The organism is Tahibacter soli, from assembly GCF_025717065.2.
Taxonomy (GTDB): Bacteria; Pseudomonadota; Gammaproteobacteria; order Xanthomonadales; family Rhodanobacteraceae; genus Tahibacter; species Tahibacter soli.
On the sequence record NZ_JAOVZO020000003.1, the window covers coordinates 164057 to 183920 of the forward strand.

Sequence of the window (19864 nt, forward strand, 5' to 3'; positions counted from 1 at the left end):
GCCGGCTTGAGGAGATTACGAGATGAAAGACTTGCTCAACCTGTTCAACCAGCAGCGACAGACGCTGGACTTCGACTCGATCCGTATCGGCCTTGCGTCGCCGGACCTGATTCGTTCGTGGTCGTTCGGCGAAGTGAAGAAGCCGGAAACGATCAACTACCGCACGTTCAAGCCCGAACGCGACGGCCTGTTCTGCGCGGCGATCTTCGGACCGATCAAGGACTACGAGTGCCTGTGCGGCAAGTACAAGCGCATGAAGCACCGCGGCGTCGTGTGCGAAAAGTGCGGCACGGAAGTGACGCTGGCCAAGGTGCGCCGCGAGCGCATGGGCCACATCGAACTGGCCTCGCCGACCGCGCACATCTGGTTCCTGAAGTCGCTGCCGTCGCGCATCGGCCTCATGCTCGACATGACGCTGCGCGACATCGAGCGCATTCTGTACTTTGAAGCCTATGTCGTCGTCGAGCCGGGTCTGACCGCGCTCGAACGCGGCCAGCTCCTGACCGAAGAGCAGTACCTGCAGGCGGTCGAAGAGCACGGCGACGAATTCGACGCGCGCATGGGCGCCGAAGCGGTGTACGAACTCTTGAAGTCGATCGACTTGAACCAGGAGCTCGTCAAGCTGCGCGAAGAAATCGCCTCGACGAATTCGGAAACGAAGCTGAAGCGTCTGTCCAAGCGCATCAAGCTCGTCGAGAGCTTCATCGAGTCGGGCAACCGTCCCGAGTGGATGGTCATGACCGTGCTGCCGGTGCTGCCGCCGGACCTGCGTCCGCTCGTGCCGCTCGACGGCGGCCGTTTCGCGACGTCGGACCTGAACGACCTGTACCGTCGCGTCATCAATCGCAACAACCGCCTGAAGCGGCTGCTCGAACTCAATGCACCGGACATCATCGTGCGCAACGAAAAGCGCATGCTGCAGGAGTCGGTCGACGCGCTGATGGACAACGGCCGTCGCGGCCGTGCGATCACGGGCACGAACAAGCGCCCGCTCAAGTCGCTCGCCGATATGATCAAGGGCAAGCAGGGCCGCTTCCGCCAGAACCTGCTCGGCAAGCGCGTCGACTACTCCGGCCGTTCGGTCATCGTGGTCGGTCCGACGCTCAAGCTGCACCAGTGCGGCCTGCCGAAGAAGATGGCGCTCGAGCTGTTCAAGCCGTTCATCTTCTCGAAGCTGCAGCGTCGCGGCCTCGCCACGACGATCAAGGCGGCGAAGAAGCTCGTCGAGCGCGAAGAAGCGCAGGTGTGGGACATCCTCGAAGAGGTGATCCGCGAACACCCGGTCATGCTCAACCGCGCGCCGACGCTGCACCGCCTCGGCATCCAGGCGTTCGAGCCGGTCCTGATCGAAGGCAAGGCGATCCAGCTGCATCCGCTCGTCTGTACCGCGTTCAACGCCGACTTCGACGGCGACCAGATGGCCGTGCACGTGCCGCTGTCGCTCGAAGCGCAGCTCGAAGCGCGCGCGCTGATGATGTCGACGAACAACATCCTGTCCCCGGCGAACGGCGATCCGATCATCGTGCCGACGCAGGACGTCGTGCTCGGCCTGTACTACATGACCCGCGAACTCGTGAACGCGAAGGGCGAGGGCATGGTGTTCGCGAACGTCGCCGAAGTGCATCGCGCCTATCAGAACCGTGCGGTCGACCTGCACGCGAAGGTGAAGGTGCGCCTGCGCCTCGTCGAGCTCGACGACACGACCGGTCAGCGCACCGAGCGCACGTCGATCGAAACGACGACGGTGGGCCGAGCGCTGCTGCACGAAATCATTCCGCCGGGCCTGCCGTTCGCGCTCGTCAACACCGAGCTGACGAAGAAGGCGATCTCGCGCCTGATCAACGCGTGCTATCGCAAGCTGGGTCTGAAGGACACCGTCGTGTTCGCCGACCAGCTGATGTACACGGGCTTCCACTACGCCACGCGCGCCGGCATTTCGATCGGCATCGACGATATGAAGATCCCGGGCGAAAAGCGCGCGATCCTCGAAGTCGCCGAGAAGGAAGTCGTCGAGATCCAGGAGCAGTTCCAGTCGGGTCTCGTGACGTCGGGCGAGCGCTACAACAAGGTCGTCGACATCTGGTCGCGTACGAACGAGCAGGTCGCGCAGGCCATGATGCGCGGCATCGGCTTCGAGAAGATCACCAACTCGAAAGGCGAAGTCGTCGAACAGAAGTCGATGAACTCGATCTACATCATGGCCGACTCCGGCGCGCGCGGCAGCGCGGCGCAGATCCGCCAGCTCGCCGGCATGCGCGGCCTGATGGCCAAGCCGGACGGCTCGATCATCGAAACGCCGATCAAGGCGAACTTCCGCGAAGGCCTCGACGTTCTGCAGTACTTCATCTCGACCCACGGCGCCCGCAAGGGTCTGGCCGATACGGCGCTGAAGACCGCGAACTCGGGTTACCTCACGCGTCGTCTCGTCGACGTGGCACAGGACATGGTCGTTACCTCGGTCGACTGCGAAACGTACGCGGGCCTGACGATGACCGCGATCGTGGAAGGCGGCGACGTCGTCGAACCGCTTCGCGATCGCGTGCTGGGTCGCGTCATCGCCGAAGACGTGTACGCGCCGGGCAACGACGATCAGCCGATCGTCACGCGCAACACGCTGCTCGACGAAGCGCTGGTCGACAAGATGGACCAGGCCAGCGTGCAGTCGGTCAAGGTGCGTTCGCCGATCACCTGCGAAACGCGTTTCGGCGTGTGCGCGCAGTGCTACGGCCGCGATCTGGCGCGCGGTCACCTCGTGAACCAGGGCGAAGCGGTCGGCGTCATCGCGGCGCAGTCGATCGGCGAGCCGGGCACGCAGCTGACGATGCGTACGTTCCACATCGGCGGTGCGGCGTCTCGTGCGGCGGCGGTCGACAACGTGCAGGTCAAGACGACCGGCGCGCTGCGCTTCAACAACTTGAAGACCGTGCAGCACAGCCAGGGTCACCTGGTCGCCGTGTCGCGTTCGGGCGAAGTGTCCGTGCTCGATACGCACGGCCGCGAGCGCGAGCGCTACAAGGTGCCGTACGGCGCCACGATCTCGGTCAAGGACGGCGCGCCGGTCAAGGCCGGCCAGATCGTCTCGAACTGGGATCCGCACACCCATCCGATCGTGTCGGAAGTCGCGGGCGTCCTGCGCTTCATCGACTTCATCGACGGCGTGACCGTGCAGTCGCAGACCGACGAACTCACCGGCCTCGACAGCGCGGTGGTCACCGATCCGAAGCGTCGCGGCACGCAGGCGAAGGATCTGCGTCCGACCGTGCGCATCGAAGACAAGAAGGGCAAGGAACTCAAGCTGCCCGGCACCGACATTCCCGCGCAGTACTTCCTGCCGGCCGGCGCGATCGTGTCGCTGCAGGACGGTTCCGAAGTCGGCGTCGGCGACGTCGTGGCGCGTATTCCGCAGGAAACGTCGAAGACCCGCGACATCACCGGCGGTCTGCCGCGCGTCGCGGACCTGTTCGAAGCGCGCAAGCCGAAGGAACCGGCGATCCTCGCCGAGCGCTCCGGCATCATCAGCTTCGGCAAGGACACCAAGGGCAAGCAGCGCCTGATCATCAAGGACTCCGACGGCAACGAGCACGAAGAGCTCATTCCGAAATGGCGTCACGTGATCGTGTTCGAAGGCGAACACGTGGAGAAGGGCGAAACCGTCGTCGACGGCGAACCCAATCCGCACGACATCCTGCGTCTCCTGGGCGTCGAGCCGCTCGCGGCCTACCTCGTCAAGGAAATCCAGGACGTCTACCGCCTGCAGGGCGTGCGCATCAACGACAAGCACATCGAAACGATCATTCGCCAGATGCTGCGCAAGGTCGAGATCACGGTCGCCGGCGATACGCGCTTCCTGCGCGGCGAGCAGGTCGATCGTCTGCGTACGATCGAGGAGAACCGTCGCGCCGAGGCCCGCAACGAACTGCCGGCCCAGTACGATCCGGTGCTGCTCGGCATCACCAAGGCGTCGCTCGCGACCGAGTCGTTCATCTCGGCCGCGTCGTTCCAGGAAACCACTCGCGTCCTTACCGAAGCGGCGGTTCGCGGTACGCGCGATACCTTGCGTGGCCTGAAGGAGAATGTTATTGTCGGCCGCTTGATTCCCGCGGGTACGGGTCTCGCCTTCCACGCGACGCGCCGCCGCAATGCGGCCGGCGGTCTGTCGGATTCGGACATCGAGACCCTGCGCGGCGGCGTAACGGAGTTCGTCTCCGATTCCGCCGACGACGGCGGCTGAAATCCGTGCGCCCCTGGCGGCGCACAAAACCAACATCGAAAAGAGGCGCAGGACGCGCCTCGTGTTCGAGGACACGGATGTGGAGACGGGGCGTCGTCGTGTTGACGCCCTTGTCAACCGCTTGTTAAACTCTTGCGTCTTGGCAGGCCGATTTGTCTCGGCCTGTCTTTTGTTTCTTAAGGCATCCACGAATGGCGACTATCAACCAGCTGGTGCGTAAACCGCGTAGCCCGAAGACCTACAAGAGCGCGTCTCCGGCGCTGCAGAGCTGCCCGCAGCGTCGCGGCGTCTGCACCCGCGTGTACACGACCACCCCGAAGAAGCCGAACTCGGCGCTGCGCAAGGTGGCGAAGGTTCGTTTGACCAACGGCTACGAGGTCATCAGCTACATCGGCGGCGAAGGCCACAATCTGCAGGAGCACTCGGTGGTCCTGATCCGCGGCGGTCGCGTGAAGGATCTGCCGGGCGTGCGCTACCACACCGTGCGCGGTTCGCTCGACGCCGCCGGCGTCACGAAGCGTCGCCAGGGTCGTTCGAAGTACGGCGCCAAGCGCCCGAAGTCCTGATAGAGAAGGCTTGAATCATGTCGCGTAAAGGTTCCGCCCCTACCCGTGTCCTGCTCTCGGATCCGAAGCATGGCAGCCAGTTGATCGCCCGCTTCATCAACATGGTGATGAAGAGCGGCAAGAAGTCCGTTGCCGAAGGCATCGTCTACGGCGCGCTCGACCATATCGGTCAGAAGAACGCCGATTCGCTCGGCCTCGTCGAGAAGGCGTTGAACAACGTCGCTCCGGCGGTCGAAGTGAAGTCCCGCCGCGTCGGCGGTGCGACGTATCAGGTGCCGGTCGAAGTCCGTTCGGCTCGCCGCACGGCGCTGGCGATGCGCTGGGTCATCGATGCGGCGCGCAAGCGCAGCGAAAACTCGATGCCGCGCAAGCTCGCCGCCGAGCTGCTTGAAGCTGCCGAGAACCGCGGCTCCGCGGTCAAGAAGCGCGAAGAAACGCATCGTATGGCGGAAGCCAACAAGGCGTTCTCGCACTATCGCTGGTAAGAGTTGAGGGAACGACTGTGGCCCGTACTACCCCTATCGATCGTTATCGCAACTTCGGCATCATGGCTCACATCGATGCCGGCAAGACGACGACGACCGAACGCATCCTGTATTACACCGGCGTCAACCACAAAATCGGCGAAGTGCACGAAGGTGCCGCGACGATGGACTGGATGGAGCAGGAACAAGAGCGCGGCATCACGATCACGTCGGCCGCGACGACCTGCTTCTGGAAGGGCATGGACATGTCCTTTCCGGAACACCGCTTCAACATCATCGATACGCCGGGCCACGTCGACTTCACGATCGAAGTCGAGCGCTCGCTGCGCGTGCTCGACGGCGCCGTGTTCGTGCTGTGCGCGGTCGGCGGCGTTCAGCCGCAGTCGGAAACCGTGTGGCGTCAGGCCAACAAGTACGGTGTGCCGCGTCTTGCGTTCGTCAACAAGATGGACCGCACCGGCGCCGACTTCAAGAAGGTCGTCGGCCAGCTGAAGTCGCGCCTCGGCGCGAACCCGGTGCCGATGCAGGTGCCGATCGGCGCCGAAGAAAACTTCGAAGGCGTGATCGACCTCGTCAAGATGAAGGCGATCTACTGGGATCCGGATTCGCAGGGTACGAAGTTCGAGTACCGCGACATTCCGGCGCACCTCGCCGACGAGTGCAAGGCGGCGCACAACTACCTCGTCGAGTCGGCCGCAGAAACGTCGGACGCCTTGATGGACAAGTATCTCGGCGGTGAGGAACTCACCGAAGCCGAAATCATGTCGGGTATTCGCGCCGGCACGCTGGCGACGAGCCTGATCCCGGTGTTCTGCGGCACGGCCTTCAAGAACAAGGGCGTGCAGGCGATGCTGGACGCGGTGATCCGCTACCTGCCGGCGCCGTCCGATCGTCCGCCGGTCAAGGGCATCGACGAAAACGAGAAGGAAGCGCAGCGCGCTGCCGGCGACACCGAGCCGTTCTCGGCGCTCGCGTTCAAGATCATGACCGATCCGTTCGTCGGCTCGCTGTCGTTCTTCCGTGTCTACTCGGGCACGCTGAACTCCGGCGACACTGTGTACAACCCGGTCAAGAGCAAGAAAGAACGCGTCGGCCGCATTCTGCAGATGCACGCGAACCAGCGTGACGAAATCAAGGAAGTCCGTGCCGGCGACATCGCCGCGGCGGTCGGCCTCAAGGACGTCACGACCGGCGACACGCTGTGCTCGCAGGATCACGTCATCACGCTCGAGCGCATGATCTTCCCGGAGCCCGTCATCGCGATGGCGGTCGAGCCGAAGACCAAGTCGGACCAGGAAAAGATGGGCATGGCGCTGTCGCGCTTGGCGCAGGAAGATCCGTCGCTGCGCGTGCGCACCGACGAGGAATCCGGCCAGACCATCATCGCCGGCATGGGCGAGCTGCATCTGGAAATCATCGTCGACCGCATGAAGCGCGAGTTCAACGTCGAGGCGAACGTCGGCAAGCCGCAGGTCGCCTATCGCGAAACCATCCGCAAGATGGTCAAGCAGGACGGCAAGTTCGTGCGCCAGTCGGGCGGTCGCGGCCAGTACGGTCACGTCGTGCTCGAGCTGCATCCGCAGGAGCGCGGTGCGGGTTACGTGTTCGAGAACGCGATCGTCGGCGGCGTCGTGCCGAAGGAATACATCCCGGCGGTCGACAAGGGCATCCAGGAAGCGATGCAGAACGGCGTTCTCGCCGGCTTCCCGGTCGTCGACATCAAGATCCGCGTGATCGACGGTTCGTACCATGAAGTCGACTCGAACGAAATGGCGTTCAAGATCGCGGGCTCGATGGGCTTCAAGGAAGGCTTCCACAAAGCCAATCCGGTACTGCTCGAGCCGATCATGAAGGTCGAAGTCGTGACGCCGGAAGACTATATGGGCGACGTGATGGGCGATCTTTCCCGTCGTCGCGGCATCCTGCAGGGTTCGGACGACAGCCCGTCGGGCAAGGTCATCAACGCGAACGTCCCGCTGGGTGAAATGTTCGGTTACGCCACGTCGCTGCGCTCGATGTCGCAGGGTCGTGCGACCTTCACGATGGAATTCGATCACTATGCCGAGGCGCCGAACAATATCGCCGAGCAAGTGATGAAGAAGGCCGGTTAAGTCATCTTCCAGATATTCACAGTTTGAGGTTTTGAGTCATGGCTAAGGGTAAATTCGAGCGTACTAAGCCGCACGTCAACGTCGGCACGATTGGTCACGTGGATCACGGCAAGACGACGCTGACGGCGGCGCTGACGAAGATCGGCGCGGAGCGTTTCGGCGGCGAATTCAAGGCGTACGACCAGATCGACGCGGCGCCGGAAGAGAAGGCGCGCGGCATCACGATTTCGACGGCGCACGTGGAATACGAATCGCCGAACCGTCACTACGCGCACGTGGACTGCCCGGGCCATGCCGACTACGTGAAGAACATGATCACGGGTGCGGCGCAGATGGACGGCGCGATCCTGGTGTGCTCGGCCGCTGACGGCCCGATGCCGCAGACGCGCGAACACATCCTGCTGGCGCGCCAGGTCGGTGTGCCGTACGTGGTGGTGTTCCTGAACAAGGCTGACATGGTCGACGACGCCGAGCTGCTGGAGCTCGTCGAAATGGAAGTGCGCGAACTGCTGAGCAAGTACGAATTCCCGGGCGACGACACGCCGGTGATCAAGGGTTCGGCGCTCAAGGCGCTGGAAGGCGATCAGAGCGAAATCGGCGTGCCGGCGATCATCAAGCTGGTGGAAGCGCTGGATACGTACATTCCGGAACCGGTGCGCGTGCTGGACAAGCCGTTCCTGATGCCGGTGGAAGACGTGTTCTCGATTTCCGGTCGCGGTACGGTGGTGACCGGTCGCGTGGAGCGCGGCGTGATCAAGGTCGGCGAAGAAATCGAAATCGTGGGCATCCGTCCGACGGTGAAGACGACGGTGACGGGCGTTGAAATGTTCCGCAAGCTGCTCGATCAGGGCCAGGCGGGCGACAACGTGGGCCTGCTGCTGCGCGGCACGAAGCGCGACGACGTGGAGCGCGGCCAGGTGCTGTGCAAGCCGGGTTCGATCAACCCGCACACGAAGTTCGAAGCCGAGGTGTACGTGCTGTCGAAGGAAGAGGGCGGTCGTCATACGCCGTTCTTCAAGGGTTACCGCCCGCAGTTCTACTTCCGCACGACGGACGTGACGGGGAACGTGGAACTGCCGGAAGGCGTCGAGATGGTGATGCCGGGCGACAACGTGAAGATGGTCGTGACGCTGATCGCGCCGATCGCGATGGAAGAAGGTCTGCGCTTCGCGATCCGCGAAGGCGGCCGTACCGTCGGCGCCGGCGTCGTCGCCAAGATCTTCGCGTAAGCGAAAGCAAGATCCAGCCGCTCTCCCGCGAGGAGAGCGGCTAACTACAGCGAAAAGAGGTGCAGGATGCGCCTCGTGTTCGCCGGACATGGAGTGTCGCGCATGGAATGCCCGCTTGACGGGCGTCTTTGTGCGTACTACACTTTCCTGTCTGGGCGGACCGGTTTACCGGTCTGCCCGATTTTTCTGGGGAACGGCACATGAAGTTGCCGTATCCCGACGCTCTTTTACCGAGGAAGTACGGCCATGGCGGACCAAAAGATCCGTATTCGACTGAAGGCTTTCGATCATCGTCTGATCGACCGCTCCGCGAGCGAAATCGTGGAGACCGCGAAGCGTACCGGCGCCCAGGTGCGCGGTCCGATTCCGCTGCCGACCAAGATCGAGCGCTACACCGTGCTGGTGTCGCCGCACGTCGACAAGGACGCGCGTGACCAGTACGAGACCCGCACCCACAAGCGCGTGCTGGATATCGTCGATCCGAACGACAAGACCGTTGACGCCCTGATGAAGCTCGACCTCGCCGCCGGCGTGGACGTGCAGATCAAGCTCTACTGAGCGGCGCCACAGGCACGCAATAGGACACGAACATGAGTATCGGATTGGTTGGCCGCAAATGCGGCATGAGCCGAGTCTTCACCGAAGACGGACGCTCGATTCCGGTGACCCTGATCGAAGCGACGCCGAACCGCGTCACCCAGGTCAAGACGGTCGAGAATGACGGCTACAACGCGGTGCAGGTGACGGCGGGCAGCAAGCGCGCTTCGCTCGTCAACAAGCCGGCCGCGGGCCACTACGCCAAGGCCAAGGTCGAAGCCGGCCGCGGCCTGTGGGAATTCCGCGTCGAAGCGGCCGACCTCGGCAACTTCAACGTCGGCGGCGAAGTCAAGGCTGACGAAGTCTTCAAGGTCGGCCAGATCGTCGACGTTCAGGGCGTCAGCAAGGGCAAGGGCTTCCAGGGCACCATCAAGCGCCATGGCTTCACCATGGGCGACGCCACGCACGGTAACTCGCTGTCGCACCGCTCGCCGGGTTCTATCGGCCAGCGCCAGACCCCGGGTCGCGTGTTCCCGGGCAAGAAGATGTCCGGCCACATGGGCGCGGTCACGCGCTCGGCGATGAACCTCGAAGTCGTGCAGATCGACACCGAGCGTCATCTGATCGCGATCAAGGGCGCGGTGCCGGGTGCTACCGGCGGCGACGTCATCATCCGCGCCGCGGCCAAGGGTTGAGGAGCGACGCCATGGAACTCAATGTTATCGGCGCCAAGCCGCTCAGCGTCTCCGACGACGTGTTCGGCAAGGAATACCGCCAGGATCTGGTCCACCAGGTCGTGACCGCGTATCGCAACGCGGGCCGTGCGGGCACGAAGGCGCAGCTGTCGCGCGCCGAAGTGTCGGGCACGACGAAGAAGTTCAAGAAGCAGAAGGGCGGCGGCGCTCGCCACGGCGATTACCGCGCTCCGATCTTCGTCGGCGGCGGCGTCGCGTTCGCGGCCAAGCCGCGCGACTTCTCGCAGAAGGTCAACAAGAAAATGTTCCGCGGGGCGATGGCTTCGATCCTGTCGGAGCTGATTCGCCAGGATCGCGTGAAGGTCGTCGCCGACTTCGACGTCGACGCGCCCAAGACCAAGAGCCTCATCGCCAAGCTCGGCGAGCTCAAGGCCGACGGCAAGACGATCATCGTCAGCGAAACGGTCAGCGAAAACCTGTACCTCGCCGCGCGCAACAACCACAAGGTGCTCGAAGTCATCGACACCAATGCACTGAACCCCGTCGCGCTCGTGCGCGCCGATCACGTCGTGATCACGGTCGACGCGGTGAAGAAGATCGAGGAGTGGCTGGCATGAACGAGCGTCTCCTGGGCGTGCTGCGCGCGCCGCGCATCTCGGAAAAGAGCGCGCGTCTGGCCGAGTCCAACCAGTATGTGTTCGAAGTCGCGTCTACCGCGACCAAGGCGGACGTGAAGGCGGCGATCGAGCAGCTCTTCAGCGTCAAAGTCGAAGCGGTCAATGTGGTCAATGCCAAGGGCAAGACCAAGACCTTCCGTTTCCGTTCGGGCCGTCGTTCCGACCTGCGCAAGGCATATGTCCGCCTTGCCGAAGGTCAGAGCATCGACGTGATGGCCCAGGCCTAAGGTGGGATACCCATGGCACTGATTGACTACAAGCCGACATCCGCAGGCCGCCGCGCGATGGTTCGCGTGGTGAACCCGGAACTGCACAAGGGCGCGCCGTACGCGGCGTTGACCGAGGCGCAGAACAAGACCGGCGGCCGCAACAACAACGGCCGCATCACCACCCGTCACAAGGGCGGCGGTTCCAAGCAGCACTACCGCATCATCGACTTCAAGCGCGACAAGGAAGGCATTCCGGCTCGCGTGGAACGGCTCGAGTACGACCCGAACCGCACCGCGCACATCGCGCTGCTGTGCTACGCCGACGGCGAGCGTCGCTACATCATCGCGCCGAAGGGCGTGAAGGTCGGCGACCAGCTGATGGCCGGCAAGGACGCGCCGATCAAGGTCGGCAACACCCTGCCGCTGCGCAACATCCCGGTCGGTTCGACCGTGCACTGCATCGAAATGAAGCCGGGCAAGGGTGCGCAGATCGCGCGTGCCGCCGGCGGTTCGGCGCAGCTCGTCGCTCGCGAAGGCGCCTACGCCACGCTGCGTCTTCGCTCCGGCGAAATGCGCAAGGTTCCGGCCGACTGCAGCGCGACGCTCGGCGAAGTCGGCAACTCCGAGCACAACCTCGAGAACCTCGGCAAGGCCGGTGCGAAGCGTTGGCGCGGTGTACGTCCGACGGTTCGCGGCGCGGCCATGAACCCGGTCGACCATCCGCACGGCGGTGGTGAGGCGCGTGCAGGCCAGGGTAACCCGCATCCGGTGTCCCCGTGGGGCATGCCGACCAAGGGTTACAAGACTCGCAAGAACAAGCGTACGACGCAGTTCATCGTGCGCGACCGTCGCGGCTGATAGGTACCAATCATGGCTCGTTCACTCAAGAAAGGTCCGTTCATCGATCTGCACCTTCAGAAGAAGGTGGAGGCCGCTGTCGCCGCCAACAACAAGCGCCCGATCAAGACGTGGTCGCGCCGCTCGATGATCCTGCCGGACATGGTCGGTCTCACGATCGCCGTCCACAATGGCAAGGCTCACGTGCCGGTGCTGGTCAACGAGAACATGGTCGGCCACAAGCTCGGCGAGTTCGCCGTGACCCGTACGTTCAAGGGTCACTCCGGCGACAAGAAAGCCGACTCGAAGAAGTAAGGGACACTGCGATGGAAACCAAAGCAATCCTGCGCAGCGCGCGCATCTCGCCGCAGAAGGTCCGCCTGGTCGCCGACCAGGTTCGCGGCCTTGCCGTCGACCGCGCCACGAACCTGCTTACGTTCAGCGATAAGAAGGCCGCGCACATCATCAAGAAAGTGCTGCTGTCGGCTATCGCCAACGCCGAGAACAATGACGGCGCCGACGTCGACGAGTTGAAAGTCGCTCGCATCTTCGTTGACGAAGGCCCGTCCCTGAAGCGTTTCGCCGCCCGCGCCAAGGGCCGCGGCACGCGCATCATCAAGCGGACGAGCCACATCACCGTGGTTGTCGGTACCGGCAGCTAAGCGAAGGACAAGAACGATGGGTCACAAAGTTCATCCGACCGGTATCCGCCTTGGCATCGCCAAGGATTGGAACTCCAAGTGGTACGCCAACAAGCGTGACTTCGCGGAGTACCTGGCTGCCGATCTCAAGGTGCGTGCGCTTCTGAAGAAGAAGCTCGCTCAGGCCGGTATCAGCAAGATCCTGATCGAGCGTCCGGCGAAGACCGCCCGCGTGACGATTCACACCGCCCGTCCGGGCGTGGTGATCGGCAAGAAGGGCGAGGACATCGAGAAGCTGCGCAAGGAAGTCTCGCAGGTGATGGGCGTTCCCGCCCACATCAACGTGACCGAAGTGCGCAAGCCGGAACTCGACGCGCAGCTCGTCGCCGAATCGATCGCGCAGCAGCTCGAGCGCCGCATCATGTTCCGCCGCGCGATGAAGCGCGCCGTGCAGAACGCGATGCGCATCGGCGCCCTGGGCATCAAGATCAACGTCGCGGGCCGTCTGAACGGTGCGGAAATCGCGCGCTCGGAGTGGTACCGCGAAGGTCGCGTGCCGCTGCATACGCTGCGCGCCGACATCGACTACGGCTTCGCGGAAGCCACCACCACCTACGGCATCATCGGTATCAAGGTGTGGGTCTACAAGGGCGAAATCTTCGACCTCGCGCAGGCGGCTGAAGCTGCCAAGGCCGAGGCGAGCGAAGAGCGTCCGCAGCGCCGCGCGCCGAAGCAAGGAGCCTGATCATGTTGCAACCCAAGCGAACCAAGTACCGCAAGGTATTCAAGGGCCGCAACGACGGGCTTTCCTTCGTCGCGACCAAGGTCAGCTTCGGCGAATACGGCCTGAAGTCGACCGAATTCGGCGCGCTGACCGCGCGTCAGATCGAAGCGGCGCGCCGCTGCATCACCCGCTTCGTCAAGCGTGGCGGCAAGTTGTGGATCCGCGTGTTCCCGGACAAGCCGATCACCAAGAAGCCGATCGAAGTGCGTATGGGTAGCGGCAAGGGCAACGTCGAGTACTGGGTCGCCCCGGTGCAGCCCGGCCGCATGCTCTATGAGATTGAAGGCGTCGATGAAGCCAGCGCGCGCGAAGCCTTCCGTCTGGCGGCCGCGAAACTGTCGGTCAAGACTCAATTCGTGACCCGTACGGTGCTGTGATGGAACTGAAAGAACTTCGTACCAAGTCCGCGCAGGACCTTAACGCCCATCTCGGCGAGCTGCGCAACGAGCAGTTCAAGCTGCGTATGCAAAAGGGCTCCGGCCAGCTGACCCAGACGCATCAGATCACGCGCGTTCGCCGCGAGATCGCGACGGTCAAAATGCTGCTCGGCGAGAAGAAGTAAGGACCTGGCCATGACCGATACCGAAAAGACTGCCCGCACCATTCAGGGGCGCGTAGTCAGCAACAAGATGGACAAGACGGTGACCGTGCTGGTTGAGCGCCAAGTGCAGCATTCGCTGTACGGCAAGATCATCCGCCGTTCCACCAAGTACCACGCCCACGACGACAAGAACGAATGCCAGGAAGGCGACGTCGTGCGCATCCAGGAGTGCGCGCCGCTGTCGAAGACCAAGAACTTCAAGGTCGTCGAAGTCGTTGTGCGCGCGGCGCAGTAAGACAGGTCTGAGGAGATAAAACCATGATTCAGATGCAGACCTATCTCGACGCCGCCGACAACTCGGGCGCGCGCGAACTGATGTGCATCAAGGTGCTCGGCGGCTCCAAGCGCCGTTACGCCGCGATCGGCGACATCATCAAGGTCACGGTCAAGGACGCGATTCCGCGTGGCAAGGTCAAGAAGGGCGAGGTCTATGACGCCGTCGTCGTGCGCACCAAGAAAGGCGTGCGCCGTGCCGACGGTTCGCTGATCCGCTTCGACGGCAATGCCGCCGTGCTGCTCAACAACAAGCTCGAGCCGATCGGCACGCGCATCTTCGGACCCGTCACGCGCGAACTGCGCGGCGAGAAGTTCATGAAGATCGTGTCGCTCGCGCCCGAAGTGCTGTAACGGGGTATCGTCATGAACCGTATCCGCAAGGGTGATCAGGTCACCGTGATCACCGGCAAGAACAAGGGCCAGAAGGGCGAAGTTTCCCGCGTCGCGGGCGAACGCGTGTTCGTCGCCAACCTGAACCTGGTCAAGCGCCACACCAAGCCGAATCCGCAGGCGAACCAGCCGGGCGGCATCATCGAGCGTGAGGCGTCCATCCACATCTCCAACGTGCAGTTGGTCAACTCCGCCACCGGCAAGGGTGAGCGCGTCGGCTTCAAAGTCCTCGAGGACGGTCGGAAGGTGCGCGTTTTCCGCAAGTCGGGCGAAGTGGTTGACATCTGAGGACCGCCGTAATGACGCGCTTTGAAAAGCATTACAAAGAAGTCGTTGTGCCCAAGCTGATGGAACGCTTCAGCTACGCCAACATCATGCAGGTGCCGCGCCTGACCAAGATCACGCTGAACATGGGCGTGGGCGAGGCGGTCGGCAACAAGAAGGTTCTCGAGAACGCGCTCGCCGACATGGCGAAGATCGCGGGCCAGAAGCCGGTCTCGACGAAGGCACGCGTCTCGGTTGCCGCCTTCAAGATCCGCGAAGGCTGGCCGATCGGCTGCAAAGTGACGCTGCGCCGTCACCACATGTTCGAGTTCCTCGACCGCCTGGTGTCCGTCGCGCTGCCGCGCGTGCGCGACTTCCGTGGCGTGTCGGCGCGTGCCTTCGACGGCCGCGGCAACTACAACATGGGTATCAAGGAACAGATCATTTTCCCGGAAATCGATTTCGACCAGGTCGACGCGATGCGCGGCATGGACATTTCGGTTGCCACGACCGCCCGTACCGACGAAGAAGCCAAGGCGTTGCTCGAAGCCTTCGGTTTCCCGTTCCGCAACTGATCCGCGAGGAACCGAACCAATGGCCAAGACCTGCATGGTGAATCGCGAAGTCAAGCGCGAGAAGCTGGCGAAGAAGTATGCGACCAAGCGCGCCGAGCTCAAGCAGATCATCGCGAGCACGACCGCTTCGTACGAAGAGAAGATGGATGCGTCGGCGAAGCTGCAGAAGCTGCCGCGCGATTCGTCGCCGTCCCGTCAGCGCAACCGCTGCGAACTCACCGGCCGTTCGCGCGGCGTCTATCGCAAGTTCGGCCTCGGCCGCAACAAGCTGCGCGAAGCCACCATGCGCGGCGACGTTCCGGGCCTGCGCAAAGCCAGCTGGTAATTCCAGCGGATATCGATGCTAGAAGGAAGCACGAAACATGAGCATGACTGATCCCATCGCCGATATGTTCACCCGCATTCGCAATGCCCAGCTCACGGGCAAGGCGACGGTGCGCATGCCGTCCTCGAAGCTGAAGGTCTCGCTGGCCAAGCTTCTGAAGGACGAAGGCTACGTTCGCGACGCCCAGGTCAATACGGTCGAAGGCAAAGCCGAACTCGAAATCGCCCTCAAGTACTACGAAGGCAAGCCGGTCATCGAGCGCATCGAGCGCGTGTCGCGTTCGGGTCTGCGCGTTTACCGCGGCAAGGACGCGCTGCCGAAAGTGCTCAACGGCCTCGGCATCTCGATCGTCTCCACCTCGAGCGGCGTCATGACCGACGCCCAGGCGCGCGCCAAGGGTCTCGGCGGCGAAGTCATCGGCCTGGTCGCCTAAGGAGCCAACAATGTCTCGCGTAGCAAAACTGCCGGTCGCTCTGCCGAAGGGCGTCGAGTGCAAGGTCGACGCCGACGGCGTCACGATCAAGGGCCCGAAGGGCACGCTGAAGTCCGTGGCTTTCCCGGGCGTCACCGTCGCCATCGAAGGCAGCGAAATCAAGCTCAGCGCCGCCAAGGCCGACGACGTCAAGCTCGCCGGTACCGCGCGTGCGCTGATCAACAACATGGTCAAGGGCGTCAGCGAAGGCTATCAGCGCAAGCTGGAGCTCGTCGGCGTCGGTTACCGCGCCGCGATGCAGGGCAAGGATCTCGCGCTGACGCTGGGTTTTTCGCACCCGGTGACGTTCAAGGCGCCGGAAGGCGTCACGCTGGAAACCCCGACCCAGACCGAAATTCTGATCAAGGGCGCTGACAAGCAGGCCGTCGGTCAGGCCGCCGCCAAGATCCGCGGATTCCGTCCGCCGGAGCCGTACAAGGGCAAGGGCGTGCGCTATTCCGGCGAGAAGATCACCTTGAAGGAAGCCAAGAAGGCCTGATAACGGCGCTTCAGCTTCGGAGAATGACGATGGACAAGAACGTATCCCGTCTGCGCCGCGCCAAGTCGACGCGCGCACACATCCGCAACCTCGGCGTGGCTCGCCTGACCGTGCACCGCACCGGCCAGCACATCTACGCCCAGGTGATCGCTCCGTCGGGCGACAAGGTCATCGCGGCCGCTTCGACCCTGCAGGATTCGGTTGCCGAAGGCCTGAAGGGCACGAAGAACAAGGCCGCCGCCGCGGCGGTGGGCAAGGCGATTGCCGAGCGCGCCAAGGCCGCCGGCGTCGAAGCGGTTGCTTTCGACCGTTCCGGCTTCAAGTATCACGGTCGCATCCAGGCACTGGCCGATGCGGCGCGTGAAGCCGGTCTCAAGTTCTAAGAACAACAACAACAACTCCAAGCGGCCTGTGTGCCGTAAGCAAAGCGCTCCGCCCGTTCGGAGCCACAAGGTGCGAAATGTCCTCAAACGAACGTGAAAACAGCGACGGCATGCTGGAAAAGCTGATCGCCGTGAACCGCGTGGCCAAGACGGTCAAGGGCGGTCGGCAGATGAGCTTTACGGCGCTGACCGTCGTCGGCGACGGCGACGGCAAGGTCGGCTTCGGCTACGGCAAGGCGCGTGAAGTGCCGGTCGCGATCCAGAAGGCGATGGAACGTGCGCGTCGCAACATGACGAGCGTGAAGCTCAACGACGGCACGCTGTGGCATGCCGTGAAGGCGAACCACGGCGCGGCTCGCGTCTTCATGCAGCCGGCCTCGGCCGGTACCGGCGTCATCGCCGGCGGCGCGATGCGCGCGGTGCTCGAAGTCGTGGGCGTCAAGAACGTGCTGGCGAAGGCCGTCGGTTCGCGCAACCCGATCAATCTGGTGCGCGCGACGATCAAGGGCCTCATCGCGATGGCGTCGCCGGATCGCATCGCCGCCAAGCGTGGCAAGTCCGTGGAAGAGGTGACCGGTCATGGCGAGTAAGAAGTCGGCAATTGCCGTCGAGTCCAAGACGGTGCGCGTGCGCCTGGTCAAGGGCCTGCGCGGCGTGCAGTCGCGTCATCGTCTGAGCGTCAAGGCGCTCGGCCTGAGCAAGCTCAACGACGTGCGCGAGCTGAAAGACAGCCCGCAGGTGCGTGGTCTGATCAACACGGTCTACTACCTCGTAGCCGTCGAAGACCAGGCCTGAGCCCACAAGGAATTCGGAGTACATCATGCGTCTTAATACGCTCAAGCCCGCCGCCGGTGCCCGCAAGTCCCGCACGCGCGTCGGTCGTGGTATCGGTTCCGGCCTCGGCAAGACCGCCGGCCGCGGCCACAAGGGTCAGTTCGCGCGCACCGGCAAGGGCAAGGTCAAGGCCGGCTTCGAAGGCGGCCAGATGCCGCTGCAGCGCCGCCTGCCGAAGGTCGGCTTCCGCTCGAAGAAGGCTCACGAAGTCAGCGAAGTGCTGCTGTACAAGCTCGACTCGCTGAACGTCGACGTCGTCGACTTCGATGCGCTCAAGGCCGCCGGTCTCGTCGAGTCGCGCGCCGAGCGCGCGAAGATCGTCAAGAAGGGCGAAATCACGCGCGCGGTAAAGCTCAAGGGCGTGGCGGTCACCGCCGGCGCCAAAGCCGCGATCGAGGCCGCTGGCGGCAGCGTGGAGTAATACATGGCCGCCAACCAGGCCAACATGCTCGCGTCGCTCGGCAAACTGACCGAGCTCAAGCAGCGCATCCTGTTCGTGATCGGCGCGTTGATCATCTATCGCCTGGGATCGTTCATCCCGGTGCCGGGTGTCAACCCCGAGGCGATGGCCCGCCTGATGGAAAATCAGGGCGGCATCATCGACATGTTCAACATGTTCTCGGGCGGTGCACTGAGCCGTTTTTCGATCTTTGCGCTGAACGTCGTTCCGTACATCTCGGCGTCGATCATCGTGCAGCTGTTCGCCTCGGTCGTCCCGAGCATGCAGCAGTTGCGCAAGGAAGGCGAATCGGGCCGTCGCACGTTGACCAAGTACACGCGCTACGGCGCGGTGTTCCTGGCGGCGTTCCAGGCCTTCGGCGTCTCCGCGGCGCTCAACGGCCAGCCGGGCGTGGTCTACAGCCCGGGCGCAGGCTTCATCTTCGCCTCGGTGGTCGGCCTCACCGCCGGCACGATGTTCCTGATGTGGCTGGGCGAGCAGATCACCGAGCGCGGCATCGGCAACGGTATTTCGCTGCTGATCTTCGCCGGCATCGTCGCCGGTCTGCCGGGCGCGGTCGTTCACACGCTCGGCATGGCGCAGCAGGGTGAGCTCAATCCGCTCAAGGTGATTGTGATCGTCGCGATCGTGCTCCTGGTGACGGCGTTCGTGGTCTACGTGGAACGCGGCCAGCGCCGCATCACGGTGAACTACGCGCGGCGTACGGGTGGTGCGAAGGCGTACATGAACCAGAGCTCGCACCTGCCGCTGAAGCTCAACATGTCCGGCGTCATCCCGGCGATCTTCGCGTCGTCGCTGATCATGTTCCCGGCCACGGCCGCGACGTGGTTCAGCAGCTCGAACGAAATGCGCTGGCTGCAGGTCCTGACGGCCGGTCTGGCGCCGGGCGAGCCGATCTACATGGTCATCTTCGCGGCTCTGATCATCATCTTCGCGTTCTTCTACACGGCGCTGGTGTTCAACTCGCAGGAAACCGCCGACAACCTCAAGAAGTCGGGCGCGCTGATTCCGGGTATCCGTCCGGGCAAGGCCACGGCCGAGTACATCGACGATGTGCTGACCCGTCTGACCGGCGCCGGCGCGCTGTATCTCGTCGCGGTATGTCTGATTCCGGACATCCTGCGCAGCGCGTGGAACGTGCCGTTCTACTTCGGCGGTACGTCGCTCCTGATCGTCGTCGTCGTGGTGATGGACTTCACCGCCCAGGTTCAGGCCCATCTGGTGTCGCACCAGTACGGCAGCCTGTTGAAGAAATCGAATCTGCGCGGCGGCCGCTAAGCCGCTCGCGCACCCGCGCCGATCGGTGATCGGCGCGGTTTGGGGTTACCTCCGGAGTCTCTCCGGGGCGGGATTTGGTATTTCCCGCGAATCAAGGTACAATTTTCAGTTCACTGCGCTTTCAGCCCGTTTTCGGAGAGAGTTACATGGCGCGCATTGCAGGTGTCAACCTGCCGGTCCACAAGCACGCGTGGGTCGGTTTGCAGAGTATTTTCGGCATCGGCCGCTCGCGGTCCAAGAAGGTTTGCGAGCTTGCCGGCGTGAATCCGGCCAGCAAAATCAAAGACCTGACCGAGGCCGAAGTGGAAAAATTGCGCCATGAAGTGGCCAAGTACACGGTCGAAGGCGACCTGCGCCGCGAAGTCGGCATGAGCATCAAGCGCCTGATCGACCTCGGCTGCTACCGTGGCCTGCGTCATCGCCGCGGCCTGCCGGTTCGCGGTCAGCGTACGCGCACCAACGCCCGCACCCGCAAGGGTCCGCGCCGTGCGATCAAGAAGTAATT

General features: G+C 63.4%; 28 protein-coding genes. All 28 read left to right on the forward strand.

Going from position 1 to position 19864, the window contains the following annotated elements:
- Positions 1-22 precede the first annotated feature (22 nt).
- The 28 genes from rpoC to rpsM all read left to right on the forward strand — a co-directional run bounded on the left by rpoC (position 23) and on the right by rpsM (position 19862).
- Positions 23-4231, forward strand: coding sequence for a DNA-directed RNA polymerase subunit beta' (rpoC, locus tag OD750_RS03080; RefSeq protein ID WP_263542745.1), 4209 nt, complete (start codon positions 23-25; stop codon positions 4229-4231).
- 191 nt (positions 4232-4422) lie between these two features.
- A complete protein-coding gene (gene rpsL / locus OD750_RS03085) occupies positions 4423-4797 on the forward strand; it encodes a 30S ribosomal protein S12 (protein ID WP_263542746.1) in 375 nt (124 codons plus the stop codon).
- 17 nt (positions 4798-4814) lie between these two features.
- Positions 4815-5282, forward strand: a complete 468-nt coding sequence (gene rpsG / locus OD750_RS03090; RefSeq protein WP_263542747.1) for a 30S ribosomal protein S7 — start codon at positions 4815-4817, stop codon at positions 5280-5282.
- A 17-nt stretch (positions 5283-5299) separates the two neighbouring features.
- Positions 5300-7393, forward strand: coding sequence for an elongation factor G (fusA, locus tag OD750_RS03095; RefSeq protein ID WP_263542748.1), 2094 nt, complete (start codon positions 5300-5302; stop codon positions 7391-7393).
- 38 nt (positions 7394-7431) lie between these two features.
- Positions 7432-8622 (forward strand): elongation factor Tu, encoded by a 1191-nt coding sequence (gene tuf / locus OD750_RS03100; RefSeq protein ID WP_263542737.1) that lies wholly within the window; start codon positions 7432-7434, stop codon positions 8620-8622.
- A gap of 246 nt (positions 8623-8868) precedes the next feature.
- On the forward strand, positions 8869-9180 hold the full coding sequence (gene rpsJ, locus OD750_RS03105) for a 30S ribosomal protein S10 (protein WP_255910649.1): 312 nt from the start codon (positions 8869-8871) through the stop codon (positions 9178-9180).
- 32 nt (positions 9181-9212) lie between these two features.
- Positions 9213-9854, forward strand: a complete 642-nt coding sequence (rplC, locus tag OD750_RS03110; RefSeq protein ID WP_263542749.1) for a 50S ribosomal protein L3 — start codon at positions 9213-9215, stop codon at positions 9852-9854.
- A gap of 11 nt (positions 9855-9865) precedes the next feature.
- Positions 9866-10471, forward strand: coding sequence for a 50S ribosomal protein L4 (gene rplD, locus OD750_RS03115; RefSeq protein WP_263542750.1), 606 nt, complete (start codon positions 9866-9868; stop codon positions 10469-10471).
- Positions 10468-10758, forward strand: a complete 291-nt coding sequence (gene rplW / locus OD750_RS03120) for a 50S ribosomal protein L23 (protein WP_263542751.1) — start codon at positions 10468-10470, stop codon at positions 10756-10758. Before rplD ends, rplW begins: the two co-directional genes overlap by 4 nt.
- 12 nt (positions 10759-10770) lie before the next feature.
- The gene (gene rplB / locus OD750_RS03125; RefSeq protein ID WP_263542752.1) at positions 10771-11598 is read left to right on the forward strand and encodes a 50S ribosomal protein L2; all 828 of its coding nucleotides are present in this window, start codon (positions 10771-10773) and stop codon (positions 11596-11598) included.
- Between the two features lie 12 nt (positions 11599-11610).
- A complete protein-coding gene (gene rpsS, locus OD750_RS03130; RefSeq protein ID WP_263542753.1) occupies positions 11611-11892 on the forward strand; it encodes a 30S ribosomal protein S19 in 282 nt (93 codons plus the stop codon).
- 11 nt (positions 11893-11903) lie between these two features.
- Entirely contained in the window at positions 11904-12239 is a 336-nt protein-coding gene (gene rplV, locus OD750_RS03135) for a 50S ribosomal protein L22 (protein ID WP_263542754.1), read from the forward strand.
- 16 nt (positions 12240-12255) lie between these two features.
- Positions 12256-12963: a 30S ribosomal protein S3 gene (gene rpsC, locus OD750_RS03140; protein ID WP_263542983.1), complete on the forward strand. Its 708-nt coding sequence runs from the start codon at positions 12256-12258 to the stop codon at positions 12961-12963.
- A gap of 2 nt (positions 12964-12965) precedes the next feature.
- Positions 12966-13379 carry a 50S ribosomal protein L16 gene (gene rplP / locus OD750_RS03145; RefSeq protein WP_263542755.1) on the forward strand — a complete coding sequence of 138 codons (414 nt, stop codon included), beginning with the start codon at positions 12966-12968 and terminating at the stop codon, positions 13377-13379.
- The gene (gene rpmC / locus OD750_RS03150) at positions 13379-13564 is read left to right on the forward strand and encodes a 50S ribosomal protein L29 (protein ID WP_263542756.1); all 186 of its coding nucleotides are present in this window, start codon (positions 13379-13381) and stop codon (positions 13562-13564) included. Before rplP ends, rpmC begins: the two co-directional genes overlap by 1 nt.
- A gap of 10 nt (positions 13565-13574) precedes the next feature.
- Entirely contained in the window at positions 13575-13838 is a 264-nt protein-coding gene (gene rpsQ / locus OD750_RS03155) for a 30S ribosomal protein S17 (RefSeq protein WP_263542757.1), read from the forward strand.
- A gap of 23 nt (positions 13839-13861) precedes the next feature.
- The gene (gene rplN, locus OD750_RS03160; protein ID WP_263542758.1) at positions 13862-14230 is read left to right on the forward strand and encodes a 50S ribosomal protein L14; all 369 of its coding nucleotides are present in this window, start codon (positions 13862-13864) and stop codon (positions 14228-14230) included.
- A gap of 12 nt (positions 14231-14242) precedes the next feature.
- On the forward strand, positions 14243-14557 hold the full coding sequence (gene rplX, locus OD750_RS03165; RefSeq protein ID WP_263542759.1) for a 50S ribosomal protein L24: 315 nt from the start codon (positions 14243-14245) through the stop codon (positions 14555-14557).
- Between the two features lie 11 nt (positions 14558-14568).
- Positions 14569-15108, forward strand: a complete 540-nt coding sequence (rplE, locus tag OD750_RS03170; protein WP_263542760.1) for a 50S ribosomal protein L5 — start codon at positions 14569-14571, stop codon at positions 15106-15108.
- A gap of 19 nt (positions 15109-15127) precedes the next feature.
- Complete coding sequence (rpsN, locus tag OD750_RS03175; RefSeq protein WP_263542761.1) at positions 15128-15433, forward strand: 30S ribosomal protein S14; 306 nt, start codon at positions 15128-15130, stop codon at positions 15431-15433.
- A gap of 37 nt (positions 15434-15470) precedes the next feature.
- Positions 15471-15866, forward strand: coding sequence for a 30S ribosomal protein S8 (gene rpsH, locus OD750_RS03180; protein ID WP_263542762.1), 396 nt, complete (start codon positions 15471-15473; stop codon positions 15864-15866).
- 10 nt (positions 15867-15876) lie between these two features.
- Positions 15877-16404, forward strand: coding sequence for a 50S ribosomal protein L6 (gene rplF, locus OD750_RS03185; RefSeq protein WP_263542763.1), 528 nt, complete (start codon positions 15877-15879; stop codon positions 16402-16404).
- A 23-nt stretch (positions 16405-16427) separates the two neighbouring features.
- Entirely contained in the window at positions 16428-16787 is a 360-nt protein-coding gene (rplR, locus tag OD750_RS03190; RefSeq protein WP_263542764.1) for a 50S ribosomal protein L18, read from the forward strand.
- Positions 16788-16864: 77 nt separating this feature from the next.
- On the forward strand, positions 16865-17377 hold the full coding sequence (gene rpsE / locus OD750_RS03195) for a 30S ribosomal protein S5 (protein ID WP_263542765.1): 513 nt from the start codon (positions 16865-16867) through the stop codon (positions 17375-17377).
- Positions 17367-17582, forward strand: a complete 216-nt coding sequence (gene rpmD / locus OD750_RS03200) for a 50S ribosomal protein L30 (protein ID WP_425508204.1) — start codon at positions 17367-17369, stop codon at positions 17580-17582. The genes rpsE and rpmD overlap by 11 nt, the downstream gene beginning before the upstream one ends.
- Before the next feature lie 25 nt (positions 17583-17607).
- Entirely contained in the window at positions 17608-18042 is a 435-nt protein-coding gene (rplO, locus tag OD750_RS03205) for a 50S ribosomal protein L15 (RefSeq protein ID WP_263542766.1), read from the forward strand.
- Between the two features lie 3 nt (positions 18043-18045).
- Positions 18046-19359 (forward strand): preprotein translocase subunit SecY, encoded by a 1314-nt coding sequence (gene secY, locus OD750_RS03210; RefSeq protein ID WP_263542767.1) that lies wholly within the window; start codon positions 18046-18048, stop codon positions 19357-19359.
- A gap of 146 nt (positions 19360-19505) precedes the next feature.
- Positions 19506-19862, forward strand: coding sequence for a 30S ribosomal protein S13 (gene rpsM, locus OD750_RS03215; RefSeq protein ID WP_263542768.1), 357 nt, complete (start codon positions 19506-19508; stop codon positions 19860-19862).
- Positions 19863-19864: the final 2 nt, after the last annotated feature.